The sequence below is a fragment of the Mariniflexile jejuense genome (genome assembly GCF_042675665.1).
Classification (GTDB): domain Bacteria; phylum Bacteroidota; class Bacteroidia; order Flavobacteriales; family Flavobacteriaceae; genus Mariniflexile; species Mariniflexile jejuense.
On the sequence record NZ_JBHTJI010000001.1, the window covers coordinates 141,512 to 160,269 of the forward strand.

Annotated in this window: 17 protein-coding genes; 7 read left to right on the top strand and 10 right to left on the bottom strand. The window is 31.0% G+C overall.

The features are described 5' to 3' along the window. Nucleotides 1-19 precede the first annotated feature (19 nt). The 3 genes from ACFQ1R_RS00560 to ACFQ1R_RS00570 all read right to left on the bottom strand — a co-directional run bounded on the left by ACFQ1R_RS00560 (nt 20) and on the right by ACFQ1R_RS00570 (nt 2,293). Nucleotides 20-706: a LytR/AlgR family response regulator transcription factor gene (locus ACFQ1R_RS00560; protein WP_379924130.1), complete on the bottom strand. Its 687-nt coding sequence runs from the start codon at nt 704-706 to the stop codon at nt 20-22. Then, entirely contained in the window at nt 703-1,764 is a 1,062-nt protein-coding gene (locus ACFQ1R_RS00565; RefSeq protein WP_379924131.1) for a sensor histidine kinase, read from the bottom strand. Before ACFQ1R_RS00565 ends, ACFQ1R_RS00560 begins: the two co-directional genes overlap by 4 nt. 148 nt (nt 1,765-1,912) lie before the next feature. Next, entirely contained in the window at nt 1,913-2,293 is a 381-nt protein-coding gene (locus ACFQ1R_RS00570; RefSeq protein ID WP_379924132.1) for a LysM peptidoglycan-binding domain-containing protein, read from the bottom strand. A 342-nt stretch (nt 2,294-2,635) separates the two neighbouring features. On the opposite strand from ACFQ1R_RS00570, the gene rpsA reads away from it, so the two are divergent. The 5 genes from rpsA (at nt 2,636) to ACFQ1R_RS00595 (ending at nt 7,603) form a co-directional block, all read left to right on the top strand. Then, entirely contained in the window at nt 2,636-4,486 is a 1,851-nt protein-coding gene (rpsA, locus tag ACFQ1R_RS00575) for a 30S ribosomal protein S1 (RefSeq protein WP_379924133.1), read from the top strand. A gap of 203 nt (nt 4,487-4,689) precedes the next feature. Beyond that, nucleotides 4,690-5,229: a bifunctional pyr operon transcriptional regulator/uracil phosphoribosyltransferase PyrR gene (gene pyrR / locus ACFQ1R_RS00580; protein ID WP_379924134.1), complete on the top strand. Its 540-nt coding sequence runs from the start codon at nt 4,690-4,692 to the stop codon at nt 5,227-5,229. Between the two features lie 125 nt (nt 5,230-5,354). Beyond that, entirely contained in the window at nt 5,355-6,284 is a 930-nt protein-coding gene (locus tag ACFQ1R_RS00585) for an aspartate carbamoyltransferase catalytic subunit (protein WP_379924135.1), read from the top strand. A gap of 3 nt (nt 6,285-6,287) precedes the next feature. Further along, a complete protein-coding gene (locus tag ACFQ1R_RS00590; RefSeq protein ID WP_379924136.1) occupies nt 6,288-6,620 on the top strand; it encodes a ribonuclease Z in 333 nt (110 codons plus the stop codon). 77 nt (nt 6,621-6,697) lie between these two features. Next, nucleotides 6,698-7,603 (top strand): ribonuclease Z, encoded by a 906-nt coding sequence (locus ACFQ1R_RS00595; RefSeq protein ID WP_379924138.1) that lies wholly within the window; start codon nt 6,698-6,700, stop codon nt 7,601-7,603. 1 nt (nt 7,604) lies between these two features. On the opposite strand, the gene ACFQ1R_RS00600 is transcribed toward ACFQ1R_RS00595, so the two are convergent. After that, nucleotides 7,605-7,916, bottom strand: coding sequence for a hypothetical protein (locus ACFQ1R_RS00600; RefSeq protein WP_379924140.1), 312 nt, complete (start codon nt 7,914-7,916; stop codon nt 7,605-7,607). Between the two features lie 183 nt (nt 7,917-8,099). Next, nucleotides 8,100-8,528: a hypothetical protein gene (locus ACFQ1R_RS00605; RefSeq protein WP_379924141.1), complete on the bottom strand. Its 429-nt coding sequence runs from the start codon at nt 8,526-8,528 to the stop codon at nt 8,100-8,102. A gap of 88 nt (nt 8,529-8,616) precedes the next feature. On the opposite strand from ACFQ1R_RS00605, the gene pdxH reads away from it, so the two are divergent. Next, complete coding sequence (gene pdxH, locus ACFQ1R_RS00610; protein WP_379924142.1) at nt 8,617-9,264, top strand: pyridoxamine 5'-phosphate oxidase; 648 nt, start codon at nt 8,617-8,619, stop codon at nt 9,262-9,264. Between the two features lie 166 nt (nt 9,265-9,430). Beyond that, nucleotides 9,431-9,925 (top strand): CAP domain-containing protein, encoded by a 495-nt coding sequence (locus tag ACFQ1R_RS00615; protein ID WP_379924143.1) that lies wholly within the window; start codon nt 9,431-9,433, stop codon nt 9,923-9,925. A 192-nt stretch (nt 9,926-10,117) separates the two neighbouring features. Here ACFQ1R_RS00615 and ACFQ1R_RS00620 read toward each other — a convergent pair whose 3' ends face one another. The 5 genes from ACFQ1R_RS00620 to ACFQ1R_RS00640 all read right to left on the bottom strand — a co-directional run. Further along, entirely contained in the window at nt 10,118-10,666 is a 549-nt protein-coding gene (locus ACFQ1R_RS00620) for a hypothetical protein (RefSeq protein WP_379924144.1), read from the bottom strand. Nucleotides 10,667-10,836: 170 nt separating this feature from the next. Continuing rightward, nucleotides 10,837-12,750: an OmpA family protein gene (locus ACFQ1R_RS00625; protein ID WP_379924145.1), complete on the bottom strand. Its 1,914-nt coding sequence runs from the start codon at nt 12,748-12,750 to the stop codon at nt 10,837-10,839. Nucleotides 12,751-12,822: 72 nt separating this feature from the next. Next, nucleotides 12,823-14,739 carry an OmpA family protein gene (locus ACFQ1R_RS00630; RefSeq protein ID WP_379924146.1) on the bottom strand — a complete coding sequence of 639 codons (1,917 nt, stop codon included), beginning with the start codon at nt 14,737-14,739 and terminating at the stop codon, nt 12,823-12,825. Between the two features lie 10 nt (nt 14,740-14,749). Beyond that, nucleotides 14,750-15,697, bottom strand: a complete 948-nt coding sequence (locus ACFQ1R_RS00635) for a PorP/SprF family type IX secretion system membrane protein (protein WP_379924147.1) — start codon at nt 15,695-15,697, stop codon at nt 14,750-14,752. Nucleotides 15,698-15,707: 10 nt separating this feature from the next. Continuing rightward, the coding region (locus tag ACFQ1R_RS00640; protein ID WP_379924148.1) for an HYR-like domain-containing protein at nt 15,708-18,758 on the bottom strand (3,051 nt) is incomplete at its 5' end.

Consider the following 18,758-nt stretch of genomic DNA (forward strand, 5'->3'; position numbering starts at 1 on the left):
AGAAAAGTTTGCGGTAAGTTTAAACGCTTAGAAGTTTTTCTAGTTCTTTTTTATAACTATTTCCTATTGGAAGTAGTATATAATTTAAGTTTACTTCGTAGCTGTTTACTTGTTTAATGTTTGAAATTGGTATGATGTACGATTTATGTATTCTAACAAATATGTTTTTTGGTAATTTTTCTAAAACGCCCTTCATTGTAGCTCGTGCTACTATGGTTTTTTCATCTTGAATATAAATTTTAACATAATCATCCATTGCTTCAATGTATAAAATAGTTTCAAAAGGAATACGATGCAATTTATAATCTGCTCTTATTGACAAATGGGTGTTTTCTTGTGTATTATTATCAATGTGTTTTATTTTTTCAATTCGCCCTACAGATTCCGTAAAACGTTCTATAGAAAAAGGTTTTAACAAATAATCTATAGCATTTAAATTAAAACCTTCTACAGCATACTGGTCGTATGCTGTAGTAAATATTACTTTTATATTTTTGTTTAAGGATTTATAAAAATCGATACCATTTATGTTTGGCATTTCAATGTCTAAGAAAACAACATCAACAGGAAATTTATTTAAGTACTTTTTTGCATTAGAAAGGTTGCTAAAGGTTTTTAATAAAGAAATATTTGGAATAGAATTGCAATAAACTTCAAGAACTTGTAAGGCTAGTGGTTCGTCGTCTATAGCAATAGCTTTTATCATTCCAATTGTATGGTTAAGTTAATATTGTAGGTGTTTTTATCTGTTTTAATTCTTAATACGTGTTTATTTGGATAAAATATATTTAGTTGTTTTTTTGTGTTTTTTATTCCTTCTTCTGTTGAATTATTTTTATTTGATTTAACAACAATTGTATTTTCAACGTTTAAAGTTAGTAAATTATTTTTGTTAACAGAAAGGCTTAAATTAATTTCTGAAGCATCTTCGCTACTTACGCCATACTTGAAAGCATTTTCAATAACAGAAATAAGTATGAGTGGTGCAATTTGGTATTTTTTAAAATTACCAGTAAAAATGGTAGTAAGTTTTGTGCGTTCAGTCAATCTTAATTTTTGTAAATCTATAAAGTTTTGAATATAATTTATTTCTTTTTGTAATGAAATATTGTTTTGATGACTCTCGGTTACCACATGACGCATTAAATCAGAAAGTTTTAAAATAGCGTTAGGTGTTTTATCTGATTTTGTTAAAGCTAATGCATATATACTATTAAGTGTATTAAATAAAAAATGAGGGTTTATTTGGGCTTTTAGATAAGAAACTTCTGTGGTTAATTTTTCGTTTTTAACATCGTTTAAATGCTCATGAGTTCTTAAAAAAAGGGATAAACTAAAAACCCCTAAAAACTGGTATAAATAATGTTCTTTATCAAATAAATTAAAAAACGGAATTTCATTCCTTTTAGGCAGATATGGCGGTAAGTTTGAAGGAGAATTGCTAATACGTGGGTTAAATGGTAATTTAGGATGACTGCCTAAAATTAAGTCTGGAAGTTTTAAAATAATTAAATAGCTAACAATTACTGTGGTTGTTAATACAATCCAGCGTTTAGTTATATAAAATTTAGGGATTATTAAATAATAATTGGTGTAGAAAAAAAGTAATAATAATGTGTAGCTGAATAAACTTTTTTGAAAGCCTTTTACTTGAAGCATTTGCCAACCATTACTTAAATCGGGTGAAGACAAAAAAGGAATACTAATTAGTCCTAAACCAATAAAAATATTAATAACAAGTTGACGATTTTTTAAAAGTGACATTTTTGGTTGTTTACACATCTAAATCTAAAATATTTATGTATGTATTTTAAAATAAATGAGGTTAATTAAAGAAATAATAAGGTAAACCAAAAAACAAAGGTGAATTTTTTAAATAAAATTCACCTTTTATAAGCAATTAATTTAAACTCTATAAATTAGGAATTACCAATTCCTGTCCTGGATGAATTAAATCCGGATTCTTTAAAATGTTAGTATTAGCCTGAAAAATAGCATTGTATTTTGATGCATTATCATAATACTGTTTTGCTATTTTACCTAAAGTTTCTCCACTTTTTACGGTGTGTTTATGGTAAATACTTTCATCAGCAACAGTAATATTTGCTTTAATATCGCTTGGGTTTTCACCACCAATTTCTTTTATTTTATCCCAAAGCAGGTTTTTTTCATAAGGTGTATTTGCGATGCCTTTTACTTTTAAAACGCCATTTTCTTCTTGTACATCACCATTTTTAATGTTTAACGCTTCACCTAAATCTAATACTGCTTGGTATTTTGCTTTTACTGCCATAATTATAAATTTTTTAATAGTTTATTGTTCTTAAATATACTGAATTATTCAGCTATATTTTATTAATTTAAAGTTAACTTTTTGTCTTTACAATTTAGACACCAAAAAGAGCTGGAAGTCACAATCAATTTTGTTTACTCATTTTTAGGTAATTACCTTAATAATATGTATTTTTGCACTCCTTTTAGCAAATCGTCGGAAAGATAGAAGGAACGTGAAACAAAAAAACAATAACACTTCTGTGTGTAAATTGCTTAAATCTTCCGAAGCATACAGAATACAAAACAAGTGTAATTAAGATTTTAATTGATAGAATTCTTAATACATTTTTAAATTATCTCAATGGCTGAAAAAGCAAATCAAGCTGAAGTTGAAGCAACTAACGCTCCAACAGTAGAAGCTCCAGTAGTATCTGAAGCTAAAGCAAACCCTGAAAAATTCTTAGCAAACTTTAACTGGCACAATTACCAAGAAGGTATTGATGAAGTTGATGAAAAGCAATTACAAGAATTTGAAAAATTAGTAGCTGAGAATTTCGTTGACACTTTAAATGATGAAGTTGTTGAAGGTACCGTAGTACACATTTCTGATAGAGATGCTATTATTGATATCAACGCTAAATCTGAAGGTGTTATTTCTTTAAACGAATTCCGTTACAACCCAAACTTAGCAGTTGGTGACAAAGTAGAAGTATTAATTGATGTTCGTGAAGATGCAACTGGACAATTAGTATTATCTCACAGAAAAGCTCGTGTAATCAAAGCATGGGACCGCGTTATTAAAGCTAACGAAACTGGTGAAATCGTTAACGGTTTTGTTAAATGTAGAACTAAAGGTGGTATGATTGTAGATGTATTCGGTATCGAAGCATTCTTACCAGGTTCTCAAATTGACGTGAAACCAATTAGAGATTACGATCAGTACGTAAATAAAACTATGGAATTTAAAGTTGTGAAAATCAACCACGAATTCAAAAACGTAGTAGTATCTCATAAAGCGCTTATTGAAGCTGATATTGAGGTTCAGAAAAAAGAAATCATTGGTCAATTAGAAAAAGGTCAAGTATTAGAAGGTATTGTTAAAAACATTACGTCTTACGGTGTATTCATCGATCTTGGTGGTGTAGATGGTTTAATCCACATTACCGATTTATCTTGGTCTCGTATCAATCATCCAAACGAGATTGTAGAATTAGATCAAAAACTTAACGTGGTAATCCTTGATTTTGATGAAAATAAATCAAGAATCCAATTAGGTTTAAAACAATTATCTAAACACCCATGGGAAGCACTTGCTGATACTGTAGCTGTTGGTGATAAAGTAAAAGGTAAAGTAGTTGTTATTGCAGATTACGGCGCATTTATTGAAGTTGCTGATGGTGTTGAAGGTTTAATCCACGTTTCTGAAATGTCTTGGTCTACACACTTACGTTCAGCTCAAGATTTCGTAAATGTTGGTGATGAAGTTGAAGCAGTTATCTTAACTTTAGATAGAGAAGAACGTAAAATGTCTTTAGGTATCAAACAATTAACATCTGATCCTTGGACTGATATTACAACTAAATACCCATTAGGTTCTAAGCACACAGGTATTGTTCGTAACTTTACAAACTTTGGTGTTTTTGTTGAATTAGAAGAAGGTATTGATGGATTAATTTACATCTCTGATTTATCTTGGACTAAGAAAATCAAACACCCATCTGAATTCTGTGCAGCTGGTGATAAATTAGAAGTTATCGTACTTGAGTTAGATGTTGAAGGACGTAAATTATCTTTAGGTCACAAACAAACTACAGAAAACCCTTGGGATGCATACGAAACCGATTTCGCTTTAGAAACTGTTCATACAGGTGAAATTTCTGAAATCGTTGATAAAGGTGCAACTGTAGAATTTAATGAAGATATCGTTGCATTTATTCCTGCACGTCACCTTGAAAAAGAAGACGGAAGCAAACTTAAAAAAGGCGATTCTGCTGAATTCAAAATAATAGAATTTAACAAAGAGTTCAAACGTGTTGTTGCATCTCATACTGCTATTTTTAAAGCAGAAGAAATTGCAAACGTAAAAGCTGCTGCTAAGAAAATTGAAGCCGCTGCTGCTGAAGCTAAACCAACTTTAGGTGATGCTAACGAAGCGTTACAAGCTCTTAAAGATAAAATGGACGGTAAAGCTGCAAAAAAAACTAAAAAATAGTTTTAAGTAAATTAAAAATTCATTTATAAAATTAAGCCTTCTTCCAAAATATTGGGAGAAGGTTTTTTTTTCGCGTAAAGCCACAAAGCTGTAATATTTAAAACAAAATCTTATAAATTCTAACCGAACTAAAAATTTCTGCAATCGTTTAAATTTCTAATATTTTACATTACATTTGTAATCCGAATACGTTTGGATACTATATGAGTCAAAAAGTTTTACTTAACGCGAAAGAGGTAAACATCATTCTTCACCGATTGGCTTGTCAACTTATTGAAAAACATAACGACTTCTCAAACACGGTTCTTATTGGTTTACAGCCTCGTGGCGTGTTTTTAGCCGACAGAATTGCTAAAATATTACGAGAAGACTATAAAGTAAAAAATATTCAATTAGGGCATTTGGACATCACTTTTTTTAGGGATGATTTCCGCAGAGGCGAAAAACCATTGGAAGCCAATACCACAAATATCAATTTTATTGTTGAAGATAAAAACGTTGTTTTCATTGACGATGTTTTGTATACCGGTCGAAGTATTCGTGCGGCATTAACAGCTATTCAGTCATTTGGAAGACCAAATGAAATTGAACTTTTAACGCTTATTGATAGGCGTTTTAGCAGGCATTTACCAATTCAACCAAATTATAGAGGCAGACAAGTAGATGTGATAAACAATGAAAAAGTAAAAGTAAACTGGAAAGAGCATGATAATGAAGATTCGGTTTACTTAATAGAGAAATAAAGACAATTAACAATTGGTAATTGTCAATTAACAATTAAAAATGAATAACCAAAGTTTAAGTTTTAGATACGCATACGAGTAACTTTTAACTTTTAACTTTTAACTTTTAACTTTTAACTTTGACAATGAGCGAATTAAGTGTAAATCACTTATTAGGAATCAAATATCTAAACAAACAGGATATTCAACTTATTTTTGAAACTGCCGATCATTTTAAAGAAGTGATAAACAGGCCTATTAAAAAAGTACCTTCGCTTAGAGATATTACCATTGCTAATCTGTTTTTCGAAAATTCAACCAGAACGAAGTTGTCTTTTGAATTGGCAGAAAAACGTCTATCTGCCGATGTGCTTAATTTTTCATCATCACAATCATCAGTAAAAAAAGGAGAAACTTTAATTGATACTGTTAACAACATTTTATCAATGAAAGTAGATATGGTAGTGATGCGTCACCCAAATCCAGGCGCTGGAGTATTCCTATCAAAACACGTAAAAGCGAGTATAATAAACGCAGGTGATGGTGCACATGAACACCCAACTCAGGCATTATTAGATTCGTATTCTATAAGAGAAAAATTAGGTGATGTTGCTGGTAAAAAAGTGGTTATTGTTGGTGATATTTTACATAGTAGGGTAGCGCTATCCAATATATTTGCATTGCAATTACAAGGTGCTCAAGTAATGGTTTGCGGACCTAAAACACTATTACCTAAGTATATAAATGAACTTGGAGTAAAAGTTGAAACAGATTTACGTAAAGCATTAAACTGGTGTGATGTAGCAAATATGTTACGTGTGCAAAACGAACGTATGGATATTAGTTATTTTCCATCAACAAGAGAATATACACAACAGTTTGGCGTTAATAAAGAATTGTTAGATTCATTAAATAAAGAAATAGTTATCATGCATCCTGGACCCATAAATAGAGGTGTTGAGATAACTAGCGATGTAGCCGATTCTAAGCAATCTATCATACTAGACCAAGTTCAAAATGGTGTTGCCATAAGAATGGCAGTTATTTATTTGTTAGCTTCAAAAATAAAACAGTAAATCATGATTATAGATCAAGACGGTACAATTTCCATCATAACTCAAGAAAAAGCAACAATTGTAGAATTAGTAAAAAAAATACAAGCTTTATATCCTAAGTTTAAAAAGAACAATATTATTGTATGTTTATCATCTTTAAACAACCTTGGTTTACAAGATATAATTGAATTTTTAGAACTTTCAAATACCCATAGAAGTTCAAAACAATCGTTCGTTATTGTTTCTGATAAAATTGATTTAAATATTGTTCCTGATGAAATTGTGATAGTACCTACTACACAAGAAGCTTATGATATTATTGAAATGGAAGAAATGGAACGCGATTTAGGGTTCTAAAATTAGTTTGTTGTTTAGGTGTATGTCGGGTATTTGAACACGACTTATCAACTTAACAACTTAACAACTCACAAAAAATGAAATTAACCATATTAGGTTGCTATAGTGCCACACCACGAACTTTAAATAATACCACATCGCAGGTTTTAGAAATTAGCAATCATATGTTTTTAATTGATTGTGGCGAAGGAACACAAGTACAACTGCGTAAACATAAAATTAAATTTAACCGAATAAAGCATATTTTTATTTCGCATTTACACGGCGATCATTTTTTTGGTTTAGTAGGTTTAATTTCAACTTTTCGGTTATTAACGCGTGAAACCGATTTGCATATTTATGGGCCAGTAGGCATTAAAGAAATAGTAACCCTTCAAATGAAGTTGGCCGATTCGTGGACAAATTACAACCTAATTTTTCATGAATTAGCATCACCAAATTCCGAATTAATTTTTGAAGACGAGGAAATTGAAGTTTATACCATTCCACTAAACCATCGTATTTATACAAACGGATATCTTTTCAAAGAAAAAGAAGGTAATCGTAAATTAGATATTAATTTAGTTGAAGAAGCCAACATTAACGTAGCATATTATAGAAAACTAGCTCAAGGTTTTGATGTTATTAATGATGATGGAGTGCTTATTAAAAATGAAACAGTAACCAAAGCAGGTGCAAAACCAAAAAGTTATGCATTTTGTAGTGATACTATGTATAAAGAAGATATTGTGCCAATAATAAAAAATGTTGATGTTTTATACCATGAATCTACTTTTTTAGAAAAACATGCACATTTAGCACCAAAAACAAAGCATGCTACAGCAAAAGAAGCCGCTAGAATTGCAAAACAAGCCAATGCAGGTGTTTTGTTGTTAGGACATTATTCTACACGATATGATGGTTTAAATGCTTTTAAAGAAGAAGCTGAAGAAGTATTTAGCACCGTAGAACTAAGTGAAGATGGCAAAGTTTTCAATTTTTAAGTTATTTGGTATTTGTAACCCATTCAATAGCTTCATCAAGCGATTCACATAATTTAACACTGTTTTTTAAAAACATTTTTTCTAAAGTAGAACTCATAAAACCTGCATCGTTATACCAAACAATGGCTGCAGAATCAATAAAATCGTATTCTTTACTAAAAGTTACCCAAACAAATGGATCTATAGAGTATGAATTTACTTTGTTTGAAATAAACCCAATTTTTGAGCTTCTACCATATTGCTCAATAATCATATTGGCAATTCTTTTAATTATTGACCAATCTACATGAATTTCGTGGTTAAGTTCAGCCACAACAAAGTGTTCACAAAGAAAAAAATTTCCGAAAGAAAGTTGATTTTTTTTATGTATAAATTTTGTTAGATTTTTTGAATCTTCAAATTTCATGTCAGAATATACAATTTTTTTTTAAAAACAATGTTTTGTTTTTGTTAATTATATATTACAGAAATAATGAAATGTATTTATTATTATTATTTAAAAATGAATTTCTTCTTTTTTAAATTCATTTAAATCTAAAATCCATTCAATAGCTTCCTTTAAAGATAAGCATCTTTTTATTTTTGTTTTGGATAATTCTTTTTCCAAGGAAGCATTTAAAAAAGTAGTTTTAGTATAAGATATGATAGCACCAGCAATAATAATATTATACTTGTTTTTAACTTTATTCCATGTATGAGGGTTTGTTGAATACGAATTTATTCGGTTTGATATATATCCTAATTTAGCAGTAATGCCATAAAATTCTACTATATAATCCATAACTTCTTGAATCATATTCCAATCAAAATGTACACCTTCATTAACTTCAGAAATAAAAAAGGTTTCAAAAAAATAAAAATTACCAAAAGGTTTTTCTAACTTGAAATGTTTCAGTTTAAAAAACTCAGAATTTTCAAACGTCATATATGCTAATTAGGGTTATACTAATTTATAAAGTTTATCAATACAAATATTCAAAAAAGCAAAATAAATTTTTTGTTATTTTGTAATCATGGAACAAGACTTAAGTAATTACAGAAAATCATACGAAAAGAGTGAACTTCTTTTAGAAAACACACCAGAAAACCCTGTAGAATTATTTCAAAAGTGGTTTTTTGAAGTCGATAATTTTTTTGGTAAAGATGAAACTAATGCTATGACTTTAAGCACTATTGGTTTAGATGGCTTCCCTAAAAATAGGGTAGTGCTATTAAAACGATTTACTTTTGAAGGCTTCATTTTTTACACCAATTATGAAAGTGAAAAAGGAAAAGCTATAGCACAAAACCCAAATGTATGCTTGTCCTTTTTTTGGCACGGTGCCGAACGTCAAATAATAATTAAGGGTAAAGCTGAAAAAATTGCAGAAAATTTAAGTGATGGCTATTTTGAGTCTAGACCACGTGGTAGTCAATTAGGAGCTCTAGTATCTCATCAAAGCGAAGTTCTTCCAAACAGAGAATATTTAGAACAAAAACTTTTAGAATTAGAAAAGGAATTTGTTGGTAAAGAAATTCCAAGACCAGCGTATTGGGGTGGTTACATAGTTAAACCCGATGAAATGGAATTTTGGCAAGGTAGACCAAATAGATTGCATGATAGAATTAGCTATAAACTTCAACCAGACTATAATTGGATTAAAAATCGACTATCTCCTTAATTTGACTGATGAAATACAGCTTATTTCTTTTTAAAATGTGTATTTCATCGATATAATACAATTAATATCGACGTATGACGTGTTTTTGGTCGATTTTAACATTTTATTAACGTTTACTTCAGATTAGCAGGTTAATTTTACAGAACCAAATCTAAATTGCCTACTTATGAAGTTATTAACCAAACTGCCTTTACTGGCACTGTTAGCTATTTTAAGCTTTTCTTGTACTACGGATAGTCTTGATGATAAAGCAGATGCGATTGAATTAAGCCTTATAACACCTGAAACAAAAACCATAGAAGTAGAAATACTTGAACTTATAAATAACCATCGTGCATCATTGGGTTTAAATACGCTTTCTGATATGACTTTGGTTAAACAAGTAGCTTTTAGCCATACCGATTATATGGTTGATAAAAATGAAGTATCTCATGCTAATTTTTATAAAAGAAGTGATTATTTAAAAGCTAATGCTGGAGCAACAAAAGTATCAGAAAATGTGGCTTATGGTTACACATCTGCAGAATCGGTGGTGAAAGCTTGGTTGAAAAGTGATGGACACCGAGCAAATATTGAAGGTGATTATACCGATTTTGATTTAGCTGCTGAAAAAAATGCAGAAGGAAAATGGTATTACACCAACATTTTTATAAAAAAATAACGTTGTTTTTGATCTAAAACAATAACAACATAACCTTATTGATGACTGTTTAGTAACAAACTACATGTTTTAATTTTAAAGCATTAAAGAAATTAATAGGTTATTTTAATAACTTGTATTGTCATTAAATTTAGCTTTTGGTATAAAATCCTCTCTTTTCTTTATGACAGGATTTTTTTTTAGAAATTTTTATTAATCATTAGTTTTATCAATTTCACTTTTTTTTGTTACTAAGTTTGATAATTCGGTAGAATATATAATTGCAATTAGACCAATTCCAATTTTTATTCCCGAAGTTAACAAAAAGGCATTGTCATAATCTTTTGTTGGCAAATTGCTTTGAACTAAATTGATATGATTTTTTAATTTATAAATGAAGTCTGGTAAAGTTAGAACAAACGTTACAAGACCTAACAGAACTAAGCATATTTCATAAATTGTTTTCTTGTTTGCAAATAATCTTAAATCTTCTTCAAAATCAGATTTTCTACTTATTAGTTTTGCAATTTGTTTTGTTTTAAAAATTAAGATACTAGATAATATAATTAATGCTAAAAAGCTTAATAAGGTTACAATGAATGCTGGAAATTGGTCAAAGTCACCGAATATTTCAGGATTATTTTTTTGCTGTGACCAAACCGTTAAATAAATCATTACTTCTCGAAATTGACTTATTATTAGGGTCAATAAATAGAGTCCTAATATTTTAATTGCAATTTCATATAGGTCAATTTTTTTCATTTTAATTTAAATTATTTTTTGGTTGTTGTAAAGCGTCATACAAAACAATATACACATTATCTGTTTATTTATAAAAAAAAGGAAAATAGACATTTAGTATAAAACCAAAAACCATCAAAAGAAATAGTCTTTTGATGGTTTTTTAATTATTATAAAACTAAGAATATAATTTATTGCATTCTTATCACAATAAATTGTGTACGCCTGTTTAATTGGTGTTGTTCTTCTGTACATGGTACAGTACCATTACACTGGTTGGTTAATTTTTGTTCACCAAAACCTTTGTAAGAAGTAATTCTTGCGGGATTTATACCTTTATTTATTAAATAATCATAAGTAGCTTTTGCTCTTTCTTCTGATAATTCATTGTTGTAATCTACTGTTCCTCTAGCATCGGTATGCGATTCAATTTTAATTACCATGTTAGGGTAGGTTGTTTTCATTAGGCTTACAATTTGGTCTAATTCCACAGTACTATCACGTCTTATATCATATTTATTAAAGTCAAAATAAATAGGTTGAAGCTCTGTAATAGGCGTTACTTTATTGGTGTTTGGGTTAATCGATATGTTTGCATTAATACTTGTAACACTTTTTTCAACACCTTTTGATGTTACTGGAATTATTTTGTCTAAAAAATCCTCTTTTTTAGTATTAACATAGTAATCTGTATCTCTATCTATATTAATTTCGTAATGTCCGTTATTGTCTGTTTGTAGCGTTGCAATTTGGTTGTTGTTGCTATCTAGTAAGGTTACAGTAGCATTTGCAATAGGTTTATTGGTTTTTGCATCTGTTATAGTACCTTCAATTTTTAATTGTGGCGTTCTATCATATGCATAAATATCATCACTACCAACACCACCATCTCTATTTGAAGCAAAATAACCAGATAGACCGTCTTCACTCATAAAAAAAGAAAAATCGTCTTTACTAGAATTTACAGGAATTCCAAAATTTATAACACTAACTATCTTGTTATTATCTGAAACGGTGCCAAAAATATCAAGTAATCCTAAACCTGGATGTCCATCAGAAGCAAAGAAAAAAGAACCTTCATTATTTATAAAAGGAAAGCTTTCGTTTTTATTTGTGTTTATAACGTTTCCTAAGTTTTGTGGTGTTCCGTAAGAACCATCATTTTTGATATCTACATAATAAATATCTGTTCCACCCAAACCACCAGACATATCGGATGTGAAATATAACTTCGAATCATCATTACTTAAAGCTGGATGACTTACAGAGTAATCATCACTATTAAATGATACTTCTTCAATATTTTTCCATTTATTGTCTATAAGTGTTGCTTTGTAAATTTTTAGGTTGGTTATACCTTCATTACTTTTTCCTAAAACTTGTTTATTGAAATTGTTTCTTGAAAAATAAAGTGTTTTTCCATCTTTTGAAATAGTTAAAGGACCTTCATGAAAAACCGTATTAATATCGCCTTTTATTTTAGATTTTGTGCTTACAACGGTATCGGTTTCAGCTTTTACATAAATATCTAAAAAAGGCTCGTTGTTCCATCCGTAATTATGTGTTTTTAATACACCTTCATCTCTTGAAGAAGCAAAGTAAACGTTACCATCTTTTTCATAAGCTGCGAAATCACTATATTTAGAATTGAATTTTACATCTTTAAGTGTGTATTGCGGTTTTGCATTGAAAATGGTGTTTATAAAATCGGCATCTTTTAAAAATTTAGAATCGTTTATATCGCCTCCAGCATCTTTAAAGCGTTTTAACCAAACACGCGATTCTTTGTAATCCTTAATACCACGTAGTGCTTGAGCATATTTATAATAGTATTCTGTAGGCACATTTGCTTGTTGTACTACTGTTTTATAGTATATAACAGCTTCATCTGGGTTTCGCATAAAGGCATAACAATCGGCTAATTGTCTGGTAGCGTAATCTGCATTATCATTTTTTGAAATAAGTTCTTTATATACATTAGCAGCATTAACAAATGCAAATTTGTTAAATAGGTTGTCTGCTTTTTTTTGTAAACCAGATTGTGCTAAAGCAGATAAATTTACTGCTAAAACCAAACTAGTTATTATGTAATGTTTTAATTTCATGGGGACTTGTTTTAATTAAAAAAATCTATACTAGAATTTTTTAGTTATATACACAGTTGTTAATTATGTGTTTTATTCCATTTTTACAACTATAAATTGTGTTCTACGGTTTAATTGATGATCGGTTTCTTCGCATTTTGCACCATCTTCACAACCATTAGTTAATCTACGTTCACCAAAACCTTCGTGTGCAGTAATTCTTTCTGGTTTAATACCTTTAGAAATTAAATATTCGTAGGTTGAATTTGCTCTATCAATAGATAATTTATCGTTGTAGGTTAATGCACCGCGAGAATCTGTATGCGATTCAATTCTAATAACCATTTCAGGATAATCTACCATCATTAGTTTAACAATTTTGTCTAATTCTAAAGCAGCATCTTCTCTTATGTTGTGCTTATCATAATCAAAATAAATGGTATTTAATTCTGCAAGTTTAACAACATCTGGCTTCGGATTTAGTAATAAGTTGGCGTTGATGGTTATTAGCTCTGTTTGAACATTTTTTGATGTAAAGTTTCTATAGTCGTCAATATATTTGTTTTGACTTGCTACAATTTTATAATCTTTATTTCTATCGATATTTATTTGATAAAAACCATTTTTATCGGTTTCCATATATGCTATTTTATTGCCTTTATCATCAAATAAGGTAATTATAGCATTTGGTACTGGGTTTGAATTAATTGCATCGGTAACTACGCCTTCTACTTGTAGTGTTGGCACTCTATGAAATGCATAGATATCGTCATCACCACGACCACCTGGTCTATTTGAAGAAAAGTAACCGGTAATGCCATTTTGGTTCATGGTAAACGCAAAATCATCTTTATTTGAATTTACAGGAACGCCTAAATTTATAACATCAACAATTTCATCATTATCACCTTTAATGGTTCCAAAAATATCTAGTAAACCTAAACCAGTATGCCCATCAGAAGAAAAGAATAAAGTACCTTCATTGTTTATAAATGGAAACCCTTCTGCGCTTTCTGTATTTACAACTTTTCCAACATTTTGAAGATCTCTAAGTGTGCCATCTGGATAAATATTAACTACCCAAATATCTGAACCACCATAACCTCCAGGTCTGTCGGAAGTAAAGTATAATTTAGTATCATCACTATTTAAAGCGGCATGTTGGGTTGAAAACTCATCACCGTTTATTGATAAATCTTCAACATCAGTCCAGATGCTATCTCTTAAAGTAGCTCTGTAAATTTTCATGTTGGTAAGTCCTTTTTTATCTTTTACTTCAACTTGATCTTTGTAGTTATTTCTTGAGAAATACATGGTAAGACCATCTTTTGTAATTGTAACAGGACCATCATGGTAAATTGAGTTTACATCTCCTTTTAGTTTAGATGAATGATCAACATTTCGTTTCGTTTTAGCATCAGTTACATAGATATCTAAAAAAGGTTGTTCGTTCCATCCATATAAACGTTTTACGGCAACACCTTCATCGCGAGAAGAAGTGAAATAGACTTTACCATTTTGTTCAAAAGCTCCAAAATCACTAAACTTTGTATTGAAGTAAACTTTATCTAAAAAGTATTGTTGTTTTGCTCCAAAAACACTTGTTATGAAGTTTACATCTTTTGAAAAATCGTTAGCATTAACTACGCCACCAGAATCAATAAACCGTTGTAACCACTCTTGAGATTCGTCGTATTTTTTCATTCCTCTAAGAGATTGTGCATATTTATAATAATATTCAATAGGCACTTTTTCTTGTTTTACAACGTTTTTATAGTATCTAGATGCGTTATTTGGATCTCTTAAGTATGCATAACAATCTGCAAGTTGCCTTGTTGCATAATCTTTATTGTAATTATTAGCTATAAGTTCATTATAAACTTCGGCAGCTTTTACAAATGAAAACTTGTTGAATAATGTGTCAGCCTTTTTTTGTTTTCCTTGTTGAGAAAACGAAGAAGCACTAATCATTAATGCGATACAGACTAATATGTAATTTTTAAATTTCATAAAAAAAGTATTAGAAATATCTTGGTGATTTTAATTTAGAACTTAAGAATTTGAATTCGTAAATCATTAATATTTCGTGTGTGCCAGTTGTGTAACGAGCAATTTCAGAAATTGGTTTTTCATAAGCATATCCTACACGAAGTTGTCTAGATACTTGAAAATCTGCAATACCGCCTATGGCTGCTGTTTGTTCGTTTATTCTATACGAGCCACCTAACCAAAATTTTTCATTAAATAAGAAATTTGCGGTTAAATCAAAAGAAACTGGCGCACCATTAGTAGCTTTTACTAAACCGGCAGGTTTAAATTTAATATTGTTACTTAAATCAATTACACCACCAACTGTAAAATAGTAACTTAATTTGTCTAGAGCTTCGTAGTCTTTATTTGTGATAGGGTTTACATTATTTTTGTTTCTATCAGTATTAAGAACTCTAGGTGTTGATAAACCAGCATAAATTCTATTTGTACTCCAATAAATACCAAGACCAATGTTAGGCGACCAACGGTTTTGAAACCCTTTGAAATAATCATCATTAGAAATATCTGTATCATTTAAAAATTCAGAATCAAAACTATATTGTGTAAAACCACCTTTAATACCAAAAGCAAGCTTACCTGTTTGTCCTGTTGGGATACTATATGAAAAGTCACCATACAAATAAGTGAAATTTTCAGGACCTAAATCATCTTCAATAAAAGATAAACCAACACCCACACGATCATTTCTTAACGGTGTATGAATAGAAAGTGTTTGTGTAATAGGACCGCCTTTAAAACCAACCCATTGGCTTCGGTGCAACCCAACAATACTTAAAGCTTCTCTACTACCAGCATACGCAGGGTTTATGGAGATTGTATTGTACATATACTGTGTGAATTGCGGTAATTGTTGCGCAACTCCAACCGTACAGCTAAACAATGCAATAGCGATTATGTTATGTTTTATAAATTTCATAGGTTAAGTTTTATTTGGTTCCTAAGTAAACTGGTCCAGTAAAAGGAGGCAATCCACTATCTTTTAAAGTTACTATGTAATAATATGTTCCGTTTGGTACAGTGCCAGAATTTCCTACAGATTTTTTGCTAGCAAAACCATTCCAGTCGTTTTTATAATCGTTGGATTCGTAAATTAATGCACCCCATCTGTTGAAAATTTTAACGTCGTATCTAAAGCCACATAGTTCAATTCCAGAGATTTCAAAGAATTCATTATGAGCATCACCATTAGGTGTTACAGCTTTTGATATTATAACATCGTTTTCACCACATGGTAATACCACACAATCGGCATTGATATTCATGGTTACATCTGTTATGCTTATACAGCCATTATCTGTAGTAGTATATCTAAATTTATAATCCATACCACCATCTTGTGGAAGGAAATCGGCACTAAGCTCTAATAATGTTGGGTTGAAAATACTACCATTTAATGTTGCTACTGGATTACCTTCAATTAATTCCCAAGTACCATTAGTATTTAGTGTTGATGATATAATGTCGTTTAAGTTTACAAGACCATCATCAAAACATCTGTCTTCAGCAACAATATCTGTAATAATTTCATCAAGTGCTACATTAAGTGTTTGTTTGTAAATAGCTTCGTTACCACATTCATCTCTTACTGTCCATGTTCTAACAATTTGGTAGTCTTCATAAACATTATCAACAAACGTACTTGTTTCATTATATACCACTACGATAGATGATGCAGATGAACAATTATCTGTAAACGTTAAAGCTGGTTTTTCAGGTATGTTTGTACAACTAACATTTAAAACAGTATCAAATGTTGTAGCAGGAACAGGTGCTTTTGTGTCTTGTACAGTGATGATTTGTGTGTATTTAGTTGTTAAACCACACTCATCGGTTGCTGTCCAAGTACGAGTAATAATGTAGTTATTTGGACAATCACCATTAGTTCTTACATCTTGCACTGTTACTGTTGCATCTCCACAATTATCAGTAGCTGTTAATGTTTGTGCAGTTGGTACTGCATCGCATTCAACAGTTAAGGTGTTAACAGGAAGCGTTCCTACAAATGTTGGCGCTTTGGTATCTCTAACAGTGATAATTTGAGTGTGTTTTGTTGTTAAACCACATTCATCAGTTGCTGTCCAGGTACGAGTAAGTGTGTAGTTGTTTGTACAACTACCATTAGTTCTTACATCTGTTACAGAAACTGTTGCAGTACCACAAGCATCAATAGCGGTTAGTACTTCAGCTGTTGGTACAGCATCACACTCTACTACTAAGTTAGATACAGGTAATGTTTCAACAAAACTAGGAGGTGTAGTGTCTTGAACAGTTATGGTTTGAACATGAGTTTTTGTAAGTCCACAATCATCAGTTGCTGTCCAAGTACGCGTAATTATATAATTGTTTGGACAATTTCCGTTAGTTCTTACATCTTGTACTGTTACAGTAGCATTACCACAATTATCAGTAGCAGTTAAAGTTTCGGCAACAGGAATTGTAGTACACTCAACAGTTATGTTTCCAGGAAGATTTGTTTCAACAAATTCTGGAGCTGTTGTATCAGAAGTTGAAATTATTTGATCTGCCGTAGCAACATTACCACAAGCATCGGTAGCTGTCCAAGTACGGGTTATTGTATAAGTTCCTGAACAAGAACCATTTGTAATTACATCATTATAGGTTACAATTGGAGATGGATCGCAGTTATCAATAGCTGTTGCATTTCCAAACGCAATAGGAGATATGTCATCACTACATTCAGCACTTACATTAGCAGGTAGTGTAAGAACAGGAGCAGTTGTATCTTTTACAGTATAAGTATATGTGTAAACCGATACATTACCAGCGCAATCTGTATAAGTGAATGTGTAAATTTTATCACCTTCACAAATAGGATCTGCATTTTCAGTAATTACTGGTATGATGTTGTTACCACACACATCGGTTACTACTGGTGCAGTTGGTTGTGTTGCATCTGCAATACATTCAACAGTTGATCCAACATTAGCAGGCACTGTAGGAACTGTATTTACATCGATAGTATAGGTATATACATAAACTGATACATTACCAGCACAATCGGTATAAGTGAATGTATAAATTTTATCACCTTCACAAATAGGATCTGCATTTTCAGTAATTACTGGTATGATGTTGTTACCACATACATCGGTTACTACAGGAGCAGTTGGTTGTGTTGCATCTGCAATACATTCAACAGTTGATCCAGCATTAGTAGGTACTGCAGGAACTGTAGTTACATCGATAGTATAGGTATATACATAAACAGATATATTGCCAGCACAATCGGTATAAGTGAATGTATAAATTTTATCACCTTCACAAATAGGATCTGCATTTTCAGTAATTACTGGTATGATGTTGTTACCACATACATCGGTTACTACAGGAGCAGTTGGTTGTGTTGCATCTGCAATACATTCAACAGTTGATCCAGCATTAGTAGGTACTACAGGAAGTGTAGTTACATCAATAGTGTAAGTATAGGTCCAATCAGCAGTATTACCAGCACAGTCAGTATACGTAAATGTATAAACTTTATCACCTTCACAAATTGGATCTGTGTTTTGACTCATTACTGGTGTAATGGCAGTACCATTGGCATCTAAAACGACAGGAGGTATTGGAATAGTTGCATTTGCGATACATTCTACAGTAGAGCTACCATTAGCAGGCGCTGTAAAAGGTGCCAATTCAATAGTGTAAGTATAGGTCCAATCATGCGTATTACCTTCACAATCGGTATATTTAAATGTGTATACGATAGAACCCTGACAGTCAGGAGTATCGGTTTTAGTAGGAGCTGCAGGTGTAATAGGGTTTCCACAAGCATCATTCACGCTAGGAGGTGTTGGTTCCACCGCATTGGCTAGATTCGTAACGGTTTGAGAACCATTAGCAGGCATTGTAAAGTCTGGTACATCAATAGTGTAAGTATATGACCAATCATGTGTATTACCTTCACAATCGGTATAAGTATATACCCAAACCATATCACCAGAACAAGCAATATCAGC